Source organism: Sporosarcina sp. E16_8, assembly GCF_017347095.1.
Classification (GTDB): Bacteria; Bacillota; Bacilli; order Bacillales_A; family Planococcaceae; genus Sporosarcina.
Genome location: NZ_JADPRZ010000006.1, coordinates 90,217 through 113,100, shown reverse-complemented (window position 1 = coordinate 113,100; position 22,884 = coordinate 90,217). Strand labels below are relative to the sequence as shown.

Annotated in this window: 19 protein-coding genes and 1 other annotated feature (1 of these 20 only partly in view); of the genes, 17 read left to right on the top strand and 2 right to left on the bottom strand. The window is 40.4% G+C overall.

Going from position 1 to position 22,884, the window contains the following annotated elements; all coding sequences use genetic code 11:
• Positions 1-32: a binding site (T-box leader), on the top strand (it extends 220 nt beyond the left edge of the window).
• 187 nt (positions 33-219) lie between these two features.
• From I2484_RS07315 to I2484_RS07295, 5 genes are all read left to right on the top strand, one after another.
• Positions 220-2,868, top strand: coding sequence for a valine--tRNA ligase (locus tag I2484_RS07315; RefSeq protein WP_207150384.1), 2,649 nt, complete (start codon positions 220-222; stop codon positions 2,866-2,868).
• Positions 2,869-3,348: 480 nt separating this feature from the next.
• Complete coding sequence (locus I2484_RS07310; RefSeq protein ID WP_207150383.1) at positions 3,349-3,792, top strand: type IV pilus modification PilV family protein; 444 nt, start codon at positions 3,349-3,351, stop codon at positions 3,790-3,792.
• Between the two features lie 13 nt (positions 3,793-3,805).
• Positions 3,806-4,297: a PilW family protein gene (locus I2484_RS07305; RefSeq protein ID WP_207150382.1), complete on the top strand. Its 492-nt coding sequence runs from the start codon at positions 3,806-3,808 to the stop codon at positions 4,295-4,297.
• A gap of 22 nt (positions 4,298-4,319) precedes the next feature.
• Positions 4,320-5,996 carry a hypothetical protein gene (locus I2484_RS07300; protein ID WP_207150381.1) on the top strand — a complete coding sequence of 559 codons (1,677 nt, stop codon included), beginning with the start codon at positions 4,320-4,322 and terminating at the stop codon, positions 5,994-5,996.
• Positions 5,997-6,390: 394 nt separating this feature from the next.
• The gene (locus I2484_RS07295; RefSeq protein ID WP_207150380.1) at positions 6,391-6,849 is read left to right on the top strand and encodes a hypothetical protein; all 459 of its coding nucleotides are present in this window, start codon (positions 6,391-6,393) and stop codon (positions 6,847-6,849) included.
• Positions 6,850-7,265: 416 nt separating this feature from the next.
• Here the strand turns inward: I2484_RS07295 and I2484_RS07290 are convergent, their stop codons facing one another.
• Positions 7,266-8,063: an ATP-grasp domain-containing protein gene (locus I2484_RS07290; RefSeq protein WP_207150379.1), complete on the bottom strand. Its 798-nt coding sequence runs from the start codon at positions 8,061-8,063 to the stop codon at positions 7,266-7,268.
• Positions 8,060-8,926, bottom strand: a complete 867-nt coding sequence (locus I2484_RS07285) for an ATP-grasp domain-containing protein (RefSeq protein WP_207150378.1) — start codon at positions 8,924-8,926, stop codon at positions 8,060-8,062. The genes I2484_RS07290 and I2484_RS07285 overlap by 4 nt, the downstream gene beginning before the upstream one ends.
• Positions 8,927-8,988: 62 nt before the next feature.
• Here I2484_RS07285 and I2484_RS07280 point away from each other — a divergent pair, with 62 nt between their 5' ends.
• From I2484_RS07280 to I2484_RS07225, 12 genes are all read left to right on the top strand, one after another.
• The gene (locus I2484_RS07280) at positions 8,989-10,209 is read left to right on the top strand and encodes a bifunctional folylpolyglutamate synthase/dihydrofolate synthase (RefSeq protein ID WP_207150377.1); all 1,221 of its coding nucleotides are present in this window, start codon (positions 8,989-8,991) and stop codon (positions 10,207-10,209) included.
• A 107-nt stretch (positions 10,210-10,316) separates the two neighbouring features.
• A complete protein-coding gene (locus tag I2484_RS21815) occupies positions 10,317-12,020 on the top strand; it encodes a diguanylate cyclase (RefSeq protein WP_207150376.1) in 1,704 nt (567 codons plus the stop codon).
• Positions 12,021-12,048: 28 nt separating this feature from the next.
• On the top strand, positions 12,049-13,770 hold the full coding sequence (locus I2484_RS07270; protein ID WP_346014164.1) for a sensor domain-containing diguanylate cyclase: 1,722 nt from the start codon (positions 12,049-12,051) through the stop codon (positions 13,768-13,770).
• Positions 13,771-14,007: 237 nt separating this feature from the next.
• The gene (locus I2484_RS07265) at positions 14,008-14,472 is read left to right on the top strand and encodes a hypothetical protein (RefSeq protein WP_207150374.1); all 465 of its coding nucleotides are present in this window, start codon (positions 14,008-14,010) and stop codon (positions 14,470-14,472) included.
• Positions 14,462-15,787 (top strand): hypothetical protein, encoded by a 1,326-nt coding sequence (locus I2484_RS07260; RefSeq protein ID WP_207150373.1) that lies wholly within the window; start codon positions 14,462-14,464, stop codon positions 15,785-15,787. Before I2484_RS07265 ends, I2484_RS07260 begins: the two co-directional genes overlap by 11 nt.
• 26 nt (positions 15,788-15,813) lie before the next feature.
• Positions 15,814-17,472, top strand: coding sequence for a GspE/PulE family protein (locus tag I2484_RS07255; RefSeq protein WP_207150372.1), 1,659 nt, complete (start codon positions 15,814-15,816; stop codon positions 17,470-17,472).
• An 11-nt stretch (positions 17,473-17,483) separates the two neighbouring features.
• Entirely contained in the window at positions 17,484-18,521 is a 1,038-nt protein-coding gene (locus tag I2484_RS07250) for a type IV pilus twitching motility protein PilT (protein ID WP_207150371.1), read from the top strand.
• A 2-nt stretch (positions 18,522-18,523) separates the two neighbouring features.
• Positions 18,524-19,729 (top strand): type II secretion system F family protein, encoded by a 1,206-nt coding sequence (locus I2484_RS07245; protein WP_207150370.1) that lies wholly within the window; start codon positions 18,524-18,526, stop codon positions 19,727-19,729.
• Between the two features lie 130 nt (positions 19,730-19,859).
• Positions 19,860-20,306 carry a prepilin-type N-terminal cleavage/methylation domain-containing protein gene (locus I2484_RS07240; protein ID WP_207150369.1) on the top strand — a complete coding sequence of 149 codons (447 nt, stop codon included), beginning with the start codon at positions 19,860-19,862 and terminating at the stop codon, positions 20,304-20,306.
• Between the two features lie 54 nt (positions 20,307-20,360).
• Positions 20,361-21,320, top strand: coding sequence for a type IV pilus biogenesis protein PilM (pilM, locus tag I2484_RS07235; protein WP_207150368.1), 960 nt, complete (start codon positions 20,361-20,363; stop codon positions 21,318-21,320).
• 2 nt (positions 21,321-21,322) lie between these two features.
• Positions 21,323-21,967 carry a PilN domain-containing protein gene (locus tag I2484_RS07230; RefSeq protein WP_207150367.1) on the top strand — a complete coding sequence of 215 codons (645 nt, stop codon included), beginning with the start codon at positions 21,323-21,325 and terminating at the stop codon, positions 21,965-21,967.
• Positions 21,960-22,643 (top strand): hypothetical protein, encoded by a 684-nt coding sequence (locus I2484_RS07225; RefSeq protein WP_207150366.1) that lies wholly within the window; start codon positions 21,960-21,962, stop codon positions 22,641-22,643. The genes I2484_RS07230 and I2484_RS07225 overlap by 8 nt, the downstream gene beginning before the upstream one ends.
• Positions 22,644-22,884 lie beyond the last annotated feature (241 nt).

The window sequence follows — 22,884 nt, the reverse complement described above, 5'->3', positions numbered from 1 at the left end:
GTGGTACCGCGAACAGCTCCTTCGTCCTTTAAGGCGATAGGAGTTTTTTTGTGTTCATTTTTAACACTTTTCGAAGTGTCTAGTTTTAGCGGCCAGACGCTTGGGTCATAAGCCGTTCCAGCTATGCGGCAAAATGCGCCGCTTTGCCGTTACGTCTTATGCCTGTCGCGTCTGAACGGCCGCTACCACTTTTCTCTTCAAAATAAAGGAGGAAACAACATGTCAACAGAAAACAACACGTCGATGCCGACGAAATATGATCCACAGACAATTGAAGCAGGTCGTTACGAATGGTGGCTGAAAGGGAAGTACTTTGAAGCACAACCTGAAAGCGATAAAACGCCCTATACAATTGTTATTCCACCGCCGAACGTCACAGGTAAACTTCACCTAGGCCACGCATGGGATACAACGCTACAAGACATCATGACGCGTATGAAACGTATGCAAGGCTATGATGCACTATGGCTTCCAGGAATGGACCACGCGGGAATCGCGACACAGGCTCGCGTAGAAGCAAAACTTCGTGAAGAAGGAACGACACGTTATGATTTAGGCCGTGAAAAATTTGTTGAAGAAACATGGAAATGGAAAGACGAGTACGCAGGACATATTCGTGAGCAATGGGCGAAACTTGGTTTGGGTCTTGACTACACACGTGAACGATTTACCCTGGATGAAGGACTTTCGAAAGCTGTACAGGAAGTTTTCGTTAAACTCTATAACAAAGGGCTTATCTACCGTGGCGAATACATTATCAACTGGGATCCTGCAACGAAAACAGCTATTTCTGATATCGAAGTCATCCATAAAGACATACAGGGTGCTTTCTATCATATGCGTTACCCACTGGCAGACGGAACAGGAAGTATCGAAATTGCGACAACTCGACCTGAAACAATGCTTGGGGATACTGCAGTTGCAGTCCACCCTGAAGATGAGCGCTACAAGCATTTAATCGGCAAAACGGTGAAATTACCGATTGTTGGCCGTGAAATTCCGATTATTGCAGATGATTACGTCGACATGGAATTTGGAAGCGGCGCCGTGAAAATTACACCTGCACATGACCCGAATGACTTTGAAATTGGTAATCGCCATAATCTTCCACGTATCCTTGTGATGAATGAAGATGGTTCAATGAATAAGCTTGCCGGTAAATACGAAGGAATGGATCGCTTCGAATGCCGTAAAGAAATCGTTAAAGACTTGCAGGAGATGGCTGTTCTATTCAATATTGAAGAACATAATCATTCTGTCGGTCACTCAGAACGCAGTGGTGCTGTCGTTGAACCGTATTTATCAACACAATGGTTCGTAAAAATGCAGCCGCTAGCTAATGAAGCGATTAAGTTACAAGAAGCGGATGGCAAAGTAAACTTTGTACCAGACCGTTTTGAAAAAACGTATTTAACATGGATGGAAAATGTCCATGACTGGTGTATCTCGCGTCAACTTTGGTGGGGCCACCGCATCCCGGCTTGGTACCACAACGAAACGGGTGAAATACATGTTGGCCATGAAGCGCCTGCTGACAGCGAAAACTGGAGTCAGGACAATGACGTTCTTGATACATGGTTCTCATCTGCGTTATGGCCGTTTTCTACAATGGGTTGGCCGGATCTCGACAACGAAGAATTCAAACGCTATTACCCAACTGATGCACTTGTAACAGGCTATGACATCATCTTCTTCTGGGTATCTCGGATGATTTTCCAAGGAATCGAATTCACAGATCAGCGTCCATTTAAAGACGTCTTAATTCACGGACTCGTACGTGCAGAAGATGGCCGTAAAATGTCTAAATCACTTGGTAACGGCGTCGACCCGATGGATGTTATTGAAAAATACGGTGCGGATGCATTGCGCTACTTCTTGTCAACTGGTTCATCGCCAGGGCAGGATCTTCGCTACTCGACTGAGAAAGTTGAAGCGATCTGGAACTTTGCCAATAAAATCTGGAATGCCTCTCGTTTCGCATTAATGAACATGGATGGCATGACCTACGAAGAAATCGATCTAACGGGTGAAAAATCCGTAGCAGATGCATGGATCTTGACACGTTTGAATGAAACAATCGACCAAGTAACAAAACTTGCAGATCGCTATGAGTTCGGCGAAGTTGGCCGTGCACTCTATAACTTCATCTGGGATGATTTCTGTGACTGGTATATCGAAATGGCAAAACTGCCACTATACGGTGAAGATGAAACAGCTAAGAAAATGACGCGTTCTGTACTGGCATACGTACTCGATAATACGATGCGTCTATTACACCCGTTCATGCCGTTTATCACAGAAGAAATCTGGCAGAACTTACCGCATGAAGGCGAATCAATTACAATCGCTGCATGGCCGGTTGCAGATCCTGCGCTAACTGATAAAACGCGTGCAACAGATATGAAACTGCTGATGGATATCATCCGCGCAGTACGTAATATCCGCGCAGAAGTAAATACACCATTAAGCAAAAAAGTTCCACTTTACATTTCAGCTAAAGACGATGCAACTGTAGCCGTGCTAGAAGCGAATCGTAGCTACATCGAACGTTTCTGTAACCCTGAGACGCTAACGCTAGGCAACAACATCACAGCACCAGGCAAATCGATGTCAGCGGTCGTTACTGGAGCAGAACTGTTCTTACCACTGGAAGGTTTGCTGAACATCGACGAAGAGCTTGCACGCCTGACAAAAGAACTTGCGAAATGGCAAGGCGAAGTGAAACGCGTTCAAGGCAAACTAGCAAACGAACGCTTCATGTCAAAAGCTCCTGAAGCTGTAGTAGCAGAAGAGCGAGCTAAAGAAAGTGACTATCTAGAAAAATACGCGGCGGTAGAGCGTCGTATGCAGGAATTGAAGGAAATCTGATTTTAAAACGAAAAGACCCGATTGCGATAGGGTCTTTTTGTTTTGATAAATTTGCCGTGGGGGTCATGAAGAAATTATCGGTCATTGTTCTGTCGAAAAACGCCTGTGCGGTTTTCCATTTAGCTTATACATAGTGCTTAGTAAACTGAATAACTGTTAATTTAACTTTGATTAAAAATCGCTAAATGTGGTAGTATAGGTTTATATGAGTCTGTGAAATATTAAGAATATATCGGTTTTATAGGAGTAAAGGAATGGATGAGAATTCTTTGTTACTCATTATTTTGATTTTCTACAAAATGTTCCAATTATATAACTTGAAATAGAGAATCCTATTGAATTCGCTAGGACGCTAGGGGATGCCTCCAGCCCTAAGCCAGACAGCTTCGCCGTCAGTCTTAGGAATTCTGCTACCCCATGTAAGGCACCTTCGCTTGGTTTGGATAGGCATTAATAGTACGAATGAAAAGGATGATAGATATGGGGAAGTTTAAACTGAAGAGGGGTATGGGGGAAGGTGGACTGACACTGGTTGAAGTGTTGGCCGCACTTGTTATTATAGGTATTGTGTTTATTGGATTCATGTCGATATTCCCTCAGATGAATAATATTAATAATAGGACAGAGACAAAATTGGTGACGATGAACATCGCTAAGCAAGAATTAACAAAGTTAAAGGGTGCACCTACTCGATTAAATCCTGATAAAAGGATTATGAATAGTAAGAGTCCTTACTTTTTCGAAACATATGATTTGTCTGAAGGCAACTATGATATCCTAGTGGATTGCTACGATACACAGTTCCAGACTTGTAGTGGTGCGGGCGAGACTTCTAGAATACCTAAGCTATACAAAATTCATATCAAAGTAGAGAAGGATGGTAAATTAAACAGTGAAACGTTTGGTTATCTAAAGTTAGAGTAGAGGAGGGATTGTCATGCTGAAAAATGAAGATGGAATGACTTTAGTGGAAGTACTTGCTACCCTTATCATTATGACATTAATCACAGGAATTATTTGGACGACTGTTTCAATTGCTACTAAGTTTAATATTTCAGAAACTTCTAGTCTGCGATTACAGCAAGAAGCAAACTATATTATTGCTGAATTACAACAAGTTCATCGGCATTGCTACAAATATAAATTGACAATTATTCGTGACAAAGTTAAAGTTGCGGAATGTATGGATGATATAGGCAATAGCATACCGAAATATAATAAGGTAATCAGTAATCAATTTAAATACCGGCTTAAAGACAGTGGAGAATCTCCTTATATTGACAAGGCATATACATCTCCAAAGGATAATTTGGAACTCAAAGATTTTATGGTCATCGATCCTGTGATTAAAAGAAATAATGAAGAAAAACGTGTTGAAGTGCCTACTACAATCTCCCGTTATATAATCGATTTTGTTGATCCAGATTAAACGGAAGAAGGGGGTTAATTAGATGAAAAAGCAAAACAATGAAAAAGGGTATGCTCTACTTATCGTTTTATTTGCGATTGTATTTATCACTGTAATAACGGCCGTTTTTATGCATGGTGCGTTAAGTAACGCTACACAAGAAAAAACGCTTGATGAAAATAATCTAGTCGTCGTGTCTGCTGAATCAGGTATAGACTATTATACGTGGGAATTAAAAAAAGAATATGATGGAGATGAACTACAGAGATTGTTAGAGAAAAAAGTCCAAGATGCGAAAAATGGTAAAGATAATCCTATAAATTATCAAGGAATCCAGGACTTTTTGGTGAGTGATTTAATGGATAAAATTGATAATAAAGCAAATGAAATGATGGAATTAGGACCAGTCAGGATGACTGATAAATACTATCATAGACTTCTAACTAAAAGAATCAATGAAGAACAACTTAAAAATGGAAATCGTAAAATTACTTTTACAGGAGATGTAATAGGTGAGAAGGAGAATGGAAATGACAAGGAAAAAAAGAGTGAAGAGCTGATGTTTCAAATGGTTTTTTTTATACCTAATATTACTCCTAGTACTGATAAGGGTGAAGATGTTATAAAGCCCACAAAAACATGTGAAAAGTTAACGCATATTACAGATGAAAAATGTTTGTATCCGACGAACAAAACATCCGATTTAGAGTCTATTTCAAAAATGTCTGTTGTGTATTTAGATGGTGATTATTCTGGATATAAAGACTTGAAAATACAGGATTCTTATTTTCGCATGAAAGCTTATACGAATGGTAGCTTTTTAGACGTACAAAAATCCAAGTTATTTGTTGATGGGAATATAAGTAAATATGGAGGTTCAAAGATACATGACTCTTCTGCCTTTATAGGTGGCGACTTTAAAGATACGGGGACAATTCACTTTGAAAAATCAAATGTTTTGATTGGGAAATCTTACCTCGCATCTAGTTCAGGTAGTAAGATACTAGACTCTATCATGCAGGTAGGCACAGATTTCAATACACCAAACTCCATTATAATTCATAAAACTCAACTTACTGTAGGAGGATTTATGAAGTTTAATAGTGGTGGAAATCTAGAATCATCTTCTCTTAAGGTTGGTAAATACTTAGATGCACCTTCCAGATTAAGTATAAGGGATTCTGAAATAATTATTGGAGATTATTTAAAACTAAATACTGGCGGGGAATTTCAAGATACAAAAATGAAAGTGAACTCTTATTTAGATTCACCCCAATCTTTGAAACTACAAAAATCAGAGGTGGTAATAGGAGATTATTTGAAAATAAATACTCCCTCGGAATTTGATCATTCAGTATTAAAAGTTGGCCAGACTTTCAGCTCACCAGTAAAGATTAAAGTTGGAAATTCAATAGTCATAACTAAGTCTACCAAGATTGATGTTTTGGAATTACAAAACTCCACTTACTGTACAGAAAACTTTGAAGTTAGAGATCTCAATATGCTAGGAAGTAAAGTATTTTACTTGAACACTTCGAATAAGTCAAATAACAGTATTATTAAATTATCACAAAAAGAATATAATGAAAAATGTAGTTTTACATTAAAAATAGAATATCCAAAGACTCCGGATATTCAGAACCAAGAATCAACGGTAGTGCCTAACTTGATTGACTGGTATAAATACAAACCTATTACAGAAAAAGTAGATTATAAATAACACCATATTTTAATATAATTCAATGGTGTTTACGAATTTTAAGAATAGAAGGTTAATATTTGCAAGAGGCGCCAACCAGCATTGCATAGAGTGCGAGGTGCCAGGTTGTGTAGCAATTCTAAATCATTTTATAACCTGGCACCTTTTCAACTGAGCTTTTTAATCTCCGGTGCGAGTCACCGTTTGCCCTGTTACTGAGTTTGTATTATGGCAACGTGAAGAACGTTGTCGGAGGGCAGTGGTGACAGGCAATTGGATGTCATTCCTAATATTCCTAGTACATATAAAATATTTAGTTAATCCCGGATGCTGGGGGTCACTCAAGCTATCCTTGAAAGATCTATAGTATTCTCATAAATAACTTACAGAATAATGAAATTCGGAGGAAGTTATTGTGAAGAAAAGACACCATGCACTCATTATCGTAATTATTACAATTGCAGCAATTTACCTGAGTACGAATAGTTTCGAGTCGAGCACTTTTTTTGCTAACGACACAATTTATACTCGAGATCCTTATAGTGAGCTAAGAAGTGATGGATCGCAGCCGAACTTAGAAGCCTTCATTAAAAAAGAAGTGGATCAGTATATGTATCTAAACTTCGGAAGTGTTTTCGAAACAACTTGGTATGATTCAATATCAGGCTCATCTGCCACTATTAATGAAAGTGGTAGGGTTTTTGTTGTGCAATCTAAGGGGGAAAGCTTTGATGGGAAAGCACACAACTATATGGGTGGCATTTTGTCTTATTTCAATGATAAGACATTAGATTCGAAGTATAAGGTAGACAAAGTAATTTTGGTTTCTGAGGATTTTGAGATTCTTAAAGAGTCCAAGATTATTAAATGGTAAGATGTTTATGTCATAAATTCATTGGAGTTACTGGGAACTTAGACGAGAACAAATTAATTTTTAGTGCCAGTCACTCTCACAATTCAATTATAATGAGTTCTCTGGCTAAAAACAGCTTTGGAATTCTATCTGTCTTTAGGTTAACGAATATATATTAAACATATGACTAGAAGCGAAAATCGAGCGAAGGCGCCTTACAGGCTTATGGCGGGAGGCATCCCCCAAGCGCCGCAGCGGATTGGAAGGGAATCTGTATCTCAACTTCATCCATGGTGTCAGTCACTCGGATGCCATTCTTAATACCACTTACTCAATTAAAATATCATGCAAAAGCTCAGACATCTACGAAGATGTCTGAGCTTTTGCATGTTTACTCATGGAGTTTGTCTTTATGTTTCCCAAATACTTGTCACTAATTAATCCTTGGAAAGCTTCCTCTTAATATACCTCATTAATTCCCCAGCCACCGAAAACTCATGCGTTATATACAGTGATCGCGCCCCAACAGGATCCTCAATCTCATTCAACATCCATCTGCCATTTGGCAACAACAAGAAGTCAATTCCGACATAATCACTTTTTATTGCTAAGGAAATAGTTTTGGCATCTTTTTCCTGCCAGCTAGATAGTATGTATTTTTCGACGGAACCACCAAGCGTATAATTTGATTTGAATGACCCGTTGCCGGTGCGTTTTACAGCTCCGACAACTTCATTGCCAATCATAAATACGCGTATATCTCGGGCGCCGGATTCGATGAAGGGTTGGACAATTAGTTTTCGGTCGTGGAATTTGGTGAAAAACAACTTCGTGTCTGCAGCAGATGTACAAAGAAAAACTTCGTTCCCTCCATGACCATCGACCGTTTTCAATACACAAGGATAGGAACTGATTTCATCAATAGAAAGAATTCTATTTGTCGGAACGGCAGGAATACCGAGCAGGGTAGCCAGTTCAAATGTCTGTAATTTATCATTCGCAATCCGATTTACTTCAGCACGATTAAATAGCCTTAAACCATCCCTTTCAAACTGGAAAGCTCGACCAGTATCCCGATCCCGGAAAAGAATGAAATCAGTATTCGAATCGGGCCGTTCATCCCCAGTTAATAATCGGAGCTCAATCCCAAGTTTTTCAGATTCGATTATCAAATCATCAATAAACAGATGATTCCTCACTGATTCAGCCTTTGAATAATAAACATATCCCTTCATTCAAGTTTCCTTAAAATATACGCAATCATCGCATCTGCTACATTAATCCCAGTCACATTGTAAATATTACGGATATGGGCGGCCGCATTGACCTCGCAGACGAGGGGCTCTTCATTGTCACCGAATAATAAGTCGACGCCCGCAAACTCTGCACCGACAGCGTGGGCAGCTTGTATCGCTAACGTTTTTTGTTGGTGTGATAGTTCGATTACTGTCGCCACACCGCCATTCGTAATATTCGCACGGAAATCAGTTTCAGAGTGACGGTACATTGCCGCTACAATTTCACCCCCGACGATATTTACCCGGATATCACGCCCCCTGCTTGTGGCGATGAATTTCTGAAATACGTAGTCGATGCCACGCAATTCATCCGTTTTTTCATAAAACTGCTTTTCCGTTTCAATCAAATACACTTTCATGCCAAATGAACCATGGCCTTCTTTAATGATCATCGGTAGTCCTAGACGTGCCAGCACTTGTTCATAGTAGTCTGAATCCTTAATTGTGAAATTTGGATACACTTTTGGTGCAATAATTGTTTCGGGCATCGCAATGCCTTGCTTTGAAAGTTCAAGATATTGTATCGCTTTATTATCACATGTTTCAATGACATCGGGATCGTTGAAAACAGGGATTCCCGAGTTTTTCAGGAAATTAGCGAGAAGAATATCTTTATCTAGAAATATAACGAAATCGGGACGATTCTCTAAAATCGTATCCAAATTCATCATCACTTCATAGTTCTTCTTAAGTTCAGTGCATACACCCGCACGTTCCGCAGCCTCTTTCATCAGTTCAGCCTGATCCTTGAATTTATCACTTGTCAAACTTCCATTATAAATAACCCAACAACTTTGCATTAGGAACCCTCCGGGAATGATATACTTTTTCTAACTAGATTCTAACATACGGAGGGATAGTTTTGATTCCAAAAATGAATGTATATAAAAAACGATGGGGAATTGATAGTGATGACTCTATTAAGCCAGGTCTGGAGGCAGTGCAGGAAGCGCTTGTAAAAATGGATAGTCCCGAAAAACAATTGCAAGTCATCCATGTAACAGGGACGAATGGAAAAGGTTCTACGATTGCATTTATGGAAGCAATTTTGAAGGAACATGGATTGTCGACGGGTGTTTTTTCGTCGCCCGCAATTATCGACATTCATGATCAGATACGTATGAATGGCGAAAAGATAACGGAAGAGGAATTAGATAAATCATTTAAGGCGATGAAGGAAGTTGGATTGAGCGGGTTCCTAACAGATTTCGAATTGCTAACTGTTGCTGCATTTACAACGTTTAGACGACTTGAGCCCGATTATGTTTTACTCGAAACAGGGATGGGTGGATTGCTGGACAGTACGAATGTCGTGACACCACTTGTTTCGGTTATTACTTCAATAGCGCTTGATCATACTGCGTTTCTAGGAACGACTGTTGCGGAAGTGGCAAGGCATAAGGGGGGCATTATAAAACAGGGGATTCCTGTCGTAACAGGGCCGTTACTTGAAGAGGAAGCACTCAAGGTCATCCGCGCTATTTCGAATCAGCAAGGTAGCCCGTTTTTCATGTACGGTGAGCAATTTACTATGAAGGATGATCTATTTAAAGGAACTGAAACGTTCCAGCTAGCTGGGCGAAAGATGAAAGGGCCTCACCAAGGTGTGAATGCCGCGGTTGCCATTCAATCACTTCTTGTGGCGGGCATCAAGCTTACTCAACAAGCGGTCTCTAAGGGAGTCGCTACAACGCAGCTGGCACATCGTTTCCAAGAGGTTTCACCTGGTGTATTTATGGACGGGGCACATAATCCAGCAGCTGCAAAAGTATTAGCAGCCACAATTCGCTCGGAATTCCCGGGTGAGAAAGTGGACTTTGTGATAGGGATGCTGAAAGGGAAAGACATCGAGAAAACGCTAGATGAGCTCATCCCGGTTGCGGCATCATTCACGTTCTTGACGTTTCCCCATCCTCAAGCGGCTACTGGTGATCAATTAATGAAATATTGCCACCATGGAGATAAAAAGGTGACAACGACTGAAGGTAATACTATAATACTAGTAACGGAGAGTGATACAAAGAGAATAGTAACAGGTTCCTTGTATCTATTGAGTAGTCTAATGGACTATGGAATGGGTTAATTAGCAGGGGAATTATTTTGGATAATAGTGACAAACCCGTTTTGGTCTGATAAACTTTTGGTTACTTCTATTTTTTCTGACTTATTTATTTGGGAGTGGATAATGAAGTGAAGGTTGTATATAAGTCCACTATGCGTTATTTCATTTTGTGGTTACTGACGGTTCCAACTGGATTGATTTATGTTTTTTTGAATTATCCTCCAGTGCAAGTAAACTGGATGTACATGGTGGTTTTTATAGTATTCGGATTCCTCACAACCTACTATCCGATGTTAAGGAACGGTATACCGATATTCCTGGTTCTCTGGGTGACTGTGCCCGCTTTTTTAATGTATGGACTCTTTATTGAAATAATCGTCATGCAAATTTCAATTCTTGCAATCCTTATGTCATCGCCGAGTAAGTTACCATTGCTACAACGTTTTTTCATTAACTCGACACTGTTTATCTTTTTATCGATTATCGCTGCTGTCGTTTTTGATAGGGTGGGTGGGGAAATCGGCTCTATTGAATTTTGGCCAGTAATCATTGCGGTATTCTGCTATCAATTCATCCATACAGTATTCAATGACATAGTGCTGAGAATATATGCGGTTTACAAAAAAGTTAACTCGCCTTTCTTTTCAAAAGATCTATTGGTTGACTATGCGATGATTCTTGTTGTTCTGCCCTTGTCGCTTACGTTCTATTATTTACTGAAATTTGTTGGAGCAGGATCTTTTTTATTAATAGGAATTCCTTTTTTCTTTATTTCAATAATTATCCGCCTTTATAACAATTCGGAAAGAATCAATATTGATTTGCGGCAAGCGGGGGACATTGGTAACGGCCTTTCAGAATTATTAACGGAAAAGGCTGTAATTGACCAATTTGTTATGAAAGTTTCGACCATGTTCAATGCAGATTATACGTATTTATTTGACCATCAGGATGGTTGGCTTGAGCTCATCCGTTCCTATGAACATGAAAAATTCATTGACATTGATTTTGCCCTTCTATCCGCGGGCCAAGGAATTGCGGGATCAGTTCTTGAACAGAATAAGCCAATCATCTATTCGGAAAGGAAAGAGTGGGAATTGGTTTCAAAAGATTATTCACCTAATGGAATGCAAAGTATACTATGTGTCCCAATTTCACGGAACCAGAAAATTGAGTCAGTTTTGTTTTTAGCCTCAGATAAGAAATCATTCTTTGATGGCTATCAATTGAAAATCTTAGACTTACTATGTTCCTATTTCACTGTTTCAGTGGAAAAAGCACGTTATATGCAAGAGGCAGTTGCAAAGAATGAGCGTTGTGCGTTAACCGGGCTTTATAACTACAGGTATCTTGAGGAACGGTTAACGTATGAAATGGACAGGCTTAAAAACAACGAAATAAACAATCTTTCAGTCGTTATGCTTGATATTGATTATTTTAAACAAGTGAATGACACTTATGGACATCAAAGTGGGAACGACATACTTTATCTGTTTGCTAAGAAACTTGAAGTTGCACTACCTACTGGCGGGACAGTTGGCCGCTATGGAGGAGAAGAGTTCGTCTACATTTTACCAGGTATTGCGAAAGCTGAAGCCGTCGAGTTCGCAGAAAAACTTCGCGCTGAAATTGGTAGCCATGATTTCACCATAATTCCAGATCTAGTCGAGGATAAGTATCCGCTTGTCGTCCATATTACGTCCAGTATCGGTGTTTCGTCATCTCCTTTAGATACAGATGAAGCGATGACATTACTGCGAAATGCGGATCGTGCACTATATTTAGGTGCGAAGCAGGCAGGGCGCAATAGGGTTGCTGAATATGTGAAATGAATTAATGAAAGGAAGTGCCGTGGAGTTGGTGATATCTATAAGATTTCAGATTATTTCCTTTATTACGTGGATTGGTATCGTTCCTCTCGGCATCTTTCTTGCATTCACTTTATTTCCTTCAAGAGAAATAGAATGGTTGAATCTGAGCATTTTGTTCGCACTGCTATTCGTGACGATGACAATGCCTTTGCAATTAAACAATATTACGGTTTCATTTGAACGTTGGATTACATTCACTATTTTTTTTCAATACGGGGTATTTACGGAGTTGGTTTTCACGCAAATTGCAATGCTTATACTAGTATTGAGCACGAAATCAGATTTGCCACTTTTGCATCGTTTTTGCGTGAATTCGATAATCTTCACACTCATCTCACTAGCGAGCGGAACTTTATTTCATTTTGCAGGTGGAGAAATTGGTTCGACGGATTTTTTGAACATCTGCTTATTCGGACTTATTTATGCCATTAGTTATACGACTATTAATAGTGTTTTGATGCAAGTCTATTTATATTTTGAACTCGGCATATATTCTTTGAAGGAAAAATTTGTTCTATGGGATTTTGCTTCTACAATGATTTTACTACCGTTCAGCATTACCCTTTATTTTCTAAATGGCCACTTTGGTAATAATGCAATCCTTTTGATTGGCATCCCGTTCCTTCTTGTTTTATTAATTGCAAGAATGTATAATCGGTCCGATAATTTGAATGACAAACTTTCTTCTGCCGGTATTATCGGGCGCGAACTTGCCGAGCGCCTTGGCTTTGAAGACGTGATTCGGACGTTCATCGAAAAACTGAAAGATGTGGTCCCTTATGATAATGCTTATGTCCTGGACCTAAGAAATGGGGAGCATTTGATAACGTTGATGGCTTCAGAATATGGGGTTATTACAAAAAAAGTGAATGGACTTTCATTCAAACTGAAAAAGACTGTGGATGATGGATTGGATATAGACAATCCAAAAATTTTTGCGACTAAAAAGGAAGCAATGGTACTAAATAACTTCGAATTTCTACAAAGAGTAGAAAGTGTCATGACCGCTCCAATCAAGCGAAATCAGAAAACGGAAGGGTTTCTTATACTAACTTCCAGGCGGAAAAATGTATTTCAGGCGCTGGAAATGAAAATCGTTGACGTTCTAACTGGATACTTTGCAATTTCATTAGTGAAGGCACGCTATTACGAAAAGACTGTTGAGCAAAGTGTACGGTGTGGTTTGACCGGTTTGCATAACTTCCGCTACCTCAATTCAAAATTGGACGAAGAAATCATCCGATTTCATATAGGGGAAATAAATTCGCTTTCAGTTTTAATGCTAGATATCGACCATTTTAAATCGATTAATGATACATATGGACATCAGAGTGGGAATGACCTTCTTAAGGCACTTGCTAGACTGCTTGAATCATTTGTTCCAGTCGAAGCAACACTTTCACGATATGGAGGGGAAGAATTCGTCATCGTCTTGCCGAATTACGGGAAACGTGAAACTGCCAAACTCGCTGAAGAAATTCGTAGAGAAGTGGAATCATCTGCGTTCCGAATCATTCCAGATCTATCTAAAGAGCGCGAGCCTGTTGATATCCATATGACTGTTAGTATTGGCGTTGCTTGTGTTCCTGAGGATGCAGGAGATGCGAAAGAGCTGTTGCGTAATGCCGACCGAGCAATGTACATAGGTGGCAAGCAAGCTGGAAGGAATAAAGTCGGGATTTATGGAAAGGAATTAATCGAAACATTATGAATCTAAATCAATGAAAATCTAATTCCATAAAATTCATTTTAAGAAAAAGACCGGGAAACCGGTCTTTTTTATGTATCCTTTCTACTGTTCGACAAATTTTACCGTGACAAACTGTGTGAAGTCTATGATAATAGTAATGAGAAGTCAATAAATAAACATTGTAAGTTTACCACAATTATTTTGTTCTTAATTTAAAATAAAATATCAATCATTAAATGAGTAAGGGGAGACCGCATATTGGAATATATCATTCTATTAGTAGCTGCAATTCTAGCCCTTCCTATATTAATATATATAGTTCGTCGGAAAAGAATAAGTAATCGGTTTGTATTGGGAACGATTGCCGGATTATGTATATCTTTTATAGGTCTTGTGATGCAACGTATATTTGATCCTCCCTATGTCCTAGTGGCGATGTTTGGACTTGCATTCGCTGTTTCAGTTTTGCTGGACAAGCGGTCTGAACCGGAAGCAGTAACTGTTTCTGAACACCCCGTGGTAAAAGATATCCCTCGTGAAATTATCCACTCTACACGTATCGATGCGAATGAAGAACTAGCAGCGTCAGTCGACAAGGATATTGATTTCTCGATGGAACCAATCGAGGATGGTTTGAATCAATGGATGAGCGCAAATCGAGAAGAAATTGAAAGCGAGCAGAGTGAGTATTACGATAGAAAGGAGGGTTCTGATGGGAAGTAAAGGATTCTTAAATACGTTTATCATAGTCTTGACGTCGACGCTCGTTTTTTACGGATTTTCATCTGTTGGTGCCCTCGCTTTTTCTAATGGGTCATCAAAGAATTTTGGGGATCAAACCTTTGTCGGTCCTTTCGACATCTCGAGACAAAAAGAACCAGCAGTGAAAGAGAAACTGAAATCAGATTTCAGTACACTTCAAACGGATTTTGCAGTCGATTTAACTTATCAGGATATTACTGTTGCATTGCCTCCAGAAGTAGTTACTTTCGACGTTGAAAAAACGGTCGAACAATCAAATTCAGGGAAAGAAAATCCGATTGTCGCAACAGTTTCAGTCGATGGACTTCGAACGATTCTGACACAGCAGTTCACTTCAATTTTGTTTAGTGAGGACAGTATTCAATCGATTGCAACTGGTATCGAACGGCAGTTAGAAACAGGTATTATGCCACTTAATGTTCACATTACAGACTACTCGGACTTCACAGAAATAGAAATCGCAACCTCGTCAATTGCAGTAACAGAGCCCTCGTCTTCGTTGATGAATTTAATCAATGCATTAAATGGTGCGGAAATTGCCTCTTTTGCAACGTTTTCTTTAGCTGATTTTATTCAAAGTAAGGAGATTGGTGTCGTGTCTGATGAGGAATTAACAGTGCTTGCATCTGTTCTTTACGCGACAATATTGCAAACAAACTTTGTTGTAGATGAACGAAATATCGGCAGTACGCTAGCGTCATCTGCGGAACCGGGATTCGAAGCGGCAATAAATGAAAAACTCGGACTGAATTTCATTTTCACCAATCCAAATAAAACAGTTTTCAGGCTTTCTCTTGCATCCGTAGGTGGAACAATCCAATCGTCCATTACAGGCATGCCGTTGCTTTATTCTTATCAGCCTTATATTGACCAAATCCAATCATATGAGCAAAAAACGGTCAAACAGTTTAGTGCATTCGTGCCAAACGGACAAATACGTATTGTAGATGAAGGTCGTAAAGGGATGGAAGTAGAAGTTCATCGAACCATTTCATATGAAGGGGTGGTAGTAGTGGATGAAATGATAGCATCCGATTTCTATGCACCACTGCCTAAAATAGAACTACAGCCATTAAAGAAAGATTTAACGCAGACTGGGGGTACAGGAAGTAATGATATTGGCACCGTCGATTCGCTGGGGAATCCAATAGATTCCGGCGATCGATCAAATCCACTGTCTGGTACTCATCCGTCACAAGGACAGGATTCTGATGGCAATGAAGAGGGAAAAACACCTGATATTCAGTATGATAAAGGTGGAAATATCATTAACTAATTATCGGTTGGAAATGGGGGGACAGCATGACGACAACACGCAAAAGACTCGGTGACTTGCTCGTCGAGTCCGGTCTACTCACGAATGAACAACTGCAAACAACATTAAGTGAAAAACCAAGAGATCTAAAACTCGGCGATGCGCTCCTCCAACACGGATTTATTACAGAACAGCAACTTATTGAAGTGTTGGAATTCCAATTAGGTATTCCTCACGTCAATCTTTTTAGATATCCTTTCGATCCGAAGTTATTTAATGTTGTGCCGAAAGAATTCGCCAAACGTAATTTAATTGTACCCCTAAAAGCTGATGGGGATAGACTATTCGTGGCGATGTCCGACCCGATGGATTATATAACTGTGGACGATTTAAGGCTTTCCACTGGATTTCATATTGAAACTGCAATTGCTTCAAAAGACGATATTATGCGAACAATCTCTAAGTATTATGATGAGGAATCATTTGATGAGCTCTTTATGGAGCAGACGCCTGAACAATTGGAGCAGCAAGACGAGTTGACGGATTTGGATTCACCAATTGTTCGGTTGGTCAATCAGTTGATGTCTTCAGCTATTACGCAAAAGGCGAGTGATATCCATTTTGATCCTCAGGAACACCAGGTTGCCATCCGTTTTCGAATAGATGGCATGCTGAAATCGGAACGTTTTTTACCGAAACATATGCAAGCGATGATTAGTGCGCGCATAAAAATTATGGCGAATTTGGACATAACGGAACACCGGATACCTCAGGATGGTCGGATTAAGACGAACGTGGATTTCAGGCCGATCGATCTTCGTGTCTCCACGTTACCCACGGTTTATGGTGAAAAAATTGTTATGCGAATTCTGGATTTAAGCAGTTCATTAAATGATTTAACGAAATTAGGATTTAATCGCTTGAATCTAGAACGCTTCCTTGAACAAATTGAGAAACCGAGTGGCATTGTCCTAATTTCAGGCCCTACCGGATCAGGTAAATCGTCGACGCTCTATGCTGCGCTCAATAAATTGAATACCGAGGAAGTCAATATCATTACGGTTGAGGATCCAGTCGAGTACCAGTTAGCTGGGGTAAATCAGATTCAAGTCAATCCGAATGTTGGATTGACATTTGCGGCCGGACTTCGATCAATCTTAAGGCAAGACCCCGATATCGTTATGGTTGGGGAAATACGGGACCGGGAAACGGTTGAGATAGCGATTCGAGCTTCGTTAACCGGTCACTTAGTCCTCAGCACCATCCATACGAATGACTCTATTGCTACCGTTACAAGAATGCTCGACATGGGGGTTGAACCGTTTCTAGTTACGTCATCGTTAAACGCAGTTATTGCGCAAAGGCTTATCAGACGAGTGTGCAGAGATTGCGGACGGGAAATGGCGGCAACGAGTCGTGAAATCGAAATTTTTGCGAAGCGTGGTATTACGATTGAAAAAGTGATGAGAGGTTCTGGCTGCGCGGTTTGTAATTTGACCGGTTACCGGGGGCGGATTGCAATTCATGAAGTGCTCGTATTGGATGATGACATGCGGGACGTTATAAATAGGGGCGGTTCTTCTGCACAATTAAGGGGAATTGCCATTCGCAATAAGACCGTGTTTTTAATGGACGATGGTTTGTTGAAAGTGAAACAAGGGATTACGACGACAGAAGAAGTATTGCGCGTCGCATTGATTGAATAGGGGGATTATTTTTGAAAAATGAGATTGATGAGCTGCTAAAGATAGCGTTTGAATTTAGTGCTTCAGATGTCCATCTTACAGTTGGAGTGCCACCTGTATTCAGAGTGCATGGCGATTTGAAACGGTATGGCGAATTGGTGGTTACTAATCCTTTCACAGAATCAGTTGCACAAATTACGATTCCCGATAAATTGTATCCTGACTTTATAGAACATGGTCAGATCGATTATTCTTATGAAGTTCCTGGGGTCGCGCGGTTCCGTGTTAATGCATTTCAACAACGCGGATCGGTCTCGCTTGCTTTTCGGACGATTCCAACAAAAATTCCAACAATCGATGATCTCCAATTGCCCGATACATTGAAGAAGTTGGCGCATACTCCTCAGGGACTCATCCTTGTGACGGGGCCAACAGGATCGGGTAAATCGACGACACTTGCAGCAATGATAAAATACATGAATGAAACGATGCGAAAACATATTATTACGCTGGAAGATCCGATAGAGTACATGCATGTGCATGGCACCTCAATTATTGATCAGCGGGAAGTCGGGTTTGATACGGCTTCGTTTACATCAGGTGTACGAGCGGCGCTGCGGCAAGATCCTGATGTCATTCTTGTCGGTGAAATGCGTGACCTAGAAACGATTTCGACAGCAATCACTGCTGCAGAAACGGGTCACCTCGTGTTAGCGACGCTGCATACTTGGAGTGCGGCTTCTACAATTGACAGGATTATTGACGTATTTCCACATGGGCAGCAATCTCAAATCCGAGTACAGCTAGCGGGTGTGCTAACAGCCGTCATTTCGCAGCGCTTATTCCAAACCGCAGATCGAAAAGGGAGAAGGGCTGCGACAGAAGTGATGGTTAATAATCCTGCAATTGCGAACTTAATTCGAACGGAGAAAGTTCATCAAATTCCCTCCATCATCCAGACAAATCGTGCAGCAGGTATGCATATGATGGCATCGACCGTCCAGACCTTCCTCGACAAAGGAATCATTTCATATGACACTGCTATGCCGTATTTGGAAGGGGATGAGTAGCGATGGCTCGGTTTAAATATGAAGGACGCGACGCTAAATCCATTCGTTCAGGTGTAATCGTTGCAGTGGACAAGCGTGAAGCTGCTATTAAGCTAAAAAGCCAGGGGATTCGAGTAACTAACATGACTGCCCAGGCGGAAACGGCGCTGACAAAAGATATTGTCATTGGAAAACCCGTGAAACGAGAACATTTAATCATGTTCCTCCGTCAATTTTCAACGCTTCTTCGTGCAGGGGTTACAATCATTGATGCAATCCGAATTCTTGCCTTGCAAGTCGAATCAAAACCGTTTCAAAAGATTCTCGTCACTGTGAACGATGATTTGCGTGGAGGCGGCTCATTATCCGAGGCGTTTATAAAGCATCCAAAAGCATTTGAACCGATCGTTGTGAATATGGTGCGGGCTGGAGAGATGTCAGGGACAATCGATGATTCACTTGACCGTCTTGCTGACCATTTTGAGAAATCACATCAATTGAGACAAAAAGTAGTTTCAGCCATGTCTTATCCGTTGATTGTTGCAGTACTCGCAATTGGGGTTGTTATCTTTCTATTGACGACGATTGTGCCGATGTTTGTTGACATGTTTGCTAGTTTTGGGGGAGAGTTGCCTTGGATTACGCGTTTCGTGATGAACGCGAGTGAATTTGTGACCACATATTGGTACTTACTCGTATTATTCGCATTGTTAGTTGTTGGTGGTATTTGGATGATGAAGAGTAATAAAGAAGGAAAGTTTTTGCTCGATACATTTCTTTTGAGGCTTCCTATTTTCGGTGACATCATGAAGAAATCCGTCCTGGCAACAATGACACGGACGTTGAGTTCATTGTTTGCCAGTTCCGTACCAATTTTACAAGCCATGTCCATGACGGAAAAGGTAGTCGAAAATGAAGTTATTTCGCGCGTGATTGCAAGATCGCGAGAGTCGTTGGAACGTGGCGGTTCGTTGACTGAACCGATGAACGGGCATTGGGCATTTCCTCCGCTAATTCCACATATGATTGCGATTGGCGAGCAAACGGGGTCGCTGGACGCGATGTTGGCGAAAGTTGCCGATTTCTACGAGAAAGAAGTGGAAGCTGCGACGGATCGATTGAAAGCGCTAATTGAACCATTGATGATTGTCTTATTAGCTGGATTAGTCGGGACTATAGTCCTTGCGATAATGATGCCGATGTTCGAAATATTTAATAATATAGACTGAATGGTAGGGGTAATTTCTAATATTAGTAAAAACGACATAGTTTTTAATAAATTACTAGTTTCATATTACTTTTATTGAGGTATACTGAAGAGGTAAGCAAAATGCGACAATGAAAAGGGAGGAATTACACATGAAGAAATTTATACAGAAACGTTTAAACAATGAAAAAGGATTAACGCTTGTCGAGCTATTGGCGGTTATTGTTATTTTGGGGATTATTGCGGCGATTGCGATTCCAGCGATTGGTGGAGTTATTGAAAATAGTAAATATAATGCAGTTAAAGCTGATGCACTAAATGTTTTAAGTGCAGCCAATCTATACTTTGTTGAAGATCCAACAGCCACAGATGCTGTTACAGCAACTATATTAGAAAGTGAAGGTTATCTAGATAGTCTTGGAAAAATTCCAGGAACGGCTTCTGTAGCACCAGTTGCTAAAGGTGAAAATTTGTTAACTACAGCTGCTATAGAATTTTCTGGAACAAAGAAAATTACATTTACAAAGGCCACAATTACAGGAATTAATAAAGATAAAGTTAAGGGAACATCGGACGGTGATAAGACAATTAGTGAATAAATAGCAAATTGATGTCTGTATCTGTTGTATAGTCTGTAAAGTTAGGAGCTGTTCATGCCCATGTCCATATTCACCCGCCGCAAGCGCACCGAATCCATGACAATTGAAGAAGATGCAGTTCGGTTCGTTCGGTTGAAGTCTATTGAACCGCTCGTCATTGATGTTGCGGAGGAAGTACTACTTCCTCCGAACGTCGTTGTCGAGGGGAAGATTGTCGATTCGGAAACACTTGTGACGATTTTGGACGGGGCTGTCGGACAGTGGGGAATCTCCAATCGATCCGTCCAATTCCTCGCCCCGGATCAATATGTTATTATCCGCAAAGTTCCCTACCCCATGGATGTCATGGCTGACGAATTGAAAGGCTATTTCTTCATTGAAATCGGCTCTACGCTGTATCTTCCTTTTGATGATCCGGTCTTTGACGTTGTCCCTTATAAACCGAACACTGAAACAAACGAAGCGATTATTATTGCGTCAAAAGAAGGCGTACTTGACCGTTATGAAGATGTCCTGAAAGAAGTGAAACTTGATCCGTTGAAAGCTGATATTACTCCACTTGCCTTGTACCGTCTGGCGTTCAAACAACACAAATTATCAGGTAAAGAGCATATCCTTTTGGCGGATTTAACACATGGAAAGTTGACCGTTTCTATTTTTCATGAGCATTATCCGCTCTTCATGAGACCAGTCGATCTTGAAAATTCTACTGATTTATCTGTCGTTCGGGATTTTACGAGTGATACGGGCATTGTGACGCCTTCGACAATTGTCATGGAACTTGAAAAACTCATTAACTTTTATCGTTATAATTTGTGGAATGGGGCGGCGTCTATCACGCATCTTCTTGTGAACGGCGAATACAGCCGGATGAATGAGTTACTTTCTGTCATCAGAGATCGCCTTGCCATCAAAGCGGATGTATTGGTTAAAGAACCCTTACATTTAGCAAACGGGGAAGAAATACCAGCACGCTTTAACCGGACAATTGGGTTGGCATTGAAAGAGGTGTAGATATGCTAGTCGATATAAATCTATTGCCAGAAAGAGAGAAGGATCGTTCACAACTTCTCGTTGGAGCACTGGCTATCATAGGCACCGCTATTCTTGTATATATTGTCACGCTCATGCTGACAAACAGTCTTGTTAGTGAAAGTGCAACGCTTGAAAGTCAGCTAACTTCTCTTCAAGCGAGTCAAGAGGAAATTCGTGCTGAACTTCAACACTCTGAATCGGGCGACGAGAAAACAGTGTTAGCCACAACTGTTGGATGGGCAGAAGAGTATCAGTATGATACTGTACCTCTATTGCACGAACTAATCGTGTTATTACCTGAACGCGGTTTTTTTCAAACATTTGACTTTACTGGGCCCAATTTAGCGACAGTTTCAATCCAGTTCGATTCAAAACCGGAAAGTGCTTATTATTTCACCCGTTTGAAATCGTCTCCTTCCGTTTCAGAAATCCATTTAGATTCAGTCGTAATTGATGAAGAATCGGATGAAGAAGGCAGTGATTCGACGGAAGTTCTGCCGCGTTATCTTGCGACGTATTCCATACAATTTATTGATCATCGAATTGTAGCCGAAGGGACAGCTGGAACAACGGAAGAGATAGAAGAAGTGCCTAGCACGGTTGAGGGGGATGAATCGAGTGACTAATTGGACTAAACGTCAAAAGGAGATTGCCCTTGTCGTCTTATCCGTTTTACTTTTACTCTCCATTGCAGCCTATTCGTATGTTAAAGTCTATACGCCCGCTAAAGAAACGAATGAGCAAATAAAGCTTACGACTTCCAATGAACGCGATGTCTATTTTGCACTCCTAAAGCAATCAGCATCGAACAGAAAAACCGATGCTGCCAGTTCTCAGCCATTGCAACGTAAAGTTCCTACAAAGTCACTGGAAGATGCTGTTGTGCTTCAAATCGGCAAAGCGGAAATAAAATCAGGCGCAACAGTAAAGGATATAACGTTTACGCAGGGTGAATTCCTGATTGAAAATCCGCCTGAATTGGTTGAAAACGTCAATCAATTGTTAACCGAAGTTGTTCTTCAATCTGATTCATACATAGGAATTGAAAAATTTGTCGATGAAATTGAAAAGATGGAACGTATTTTCATTATAGATTCGATTCGTTTTAACATGCCTCAGGAAATTCGCGATGAGGAAGCTTCAAAAGAGATAATTGAAATGACCGTGTCGTTTTCTGCTTTTTATCGTCCCGATTTAGTGAATTTACAACATGAGGCACCGAAAACAAATGCACCGCCATCAAGTGAGAAAATAGATCCGACACCTTTCAATGATGGAACGGAAGCGGGAGAATTCGAATGACGGTTATGCTTACAATCTGGTTCTTCCTTTAGGCATTGGTTTGGTCCCTATCTTCACAGGTTTTGAATGTAAGGACCAAAATGAATGAATGTATTCACTGCCTTTCCCTTGCACGACATATGACCGGAACAAGTTGCCCCTAGAGCTTGCGCCGGTTTTTTCTATTTAAAACTGGCAAACTATTTATTTCTTTTATTTTTGAAAAGTAGTATAATTTTTAGTAGCTGGTGCTAGGTGCTGC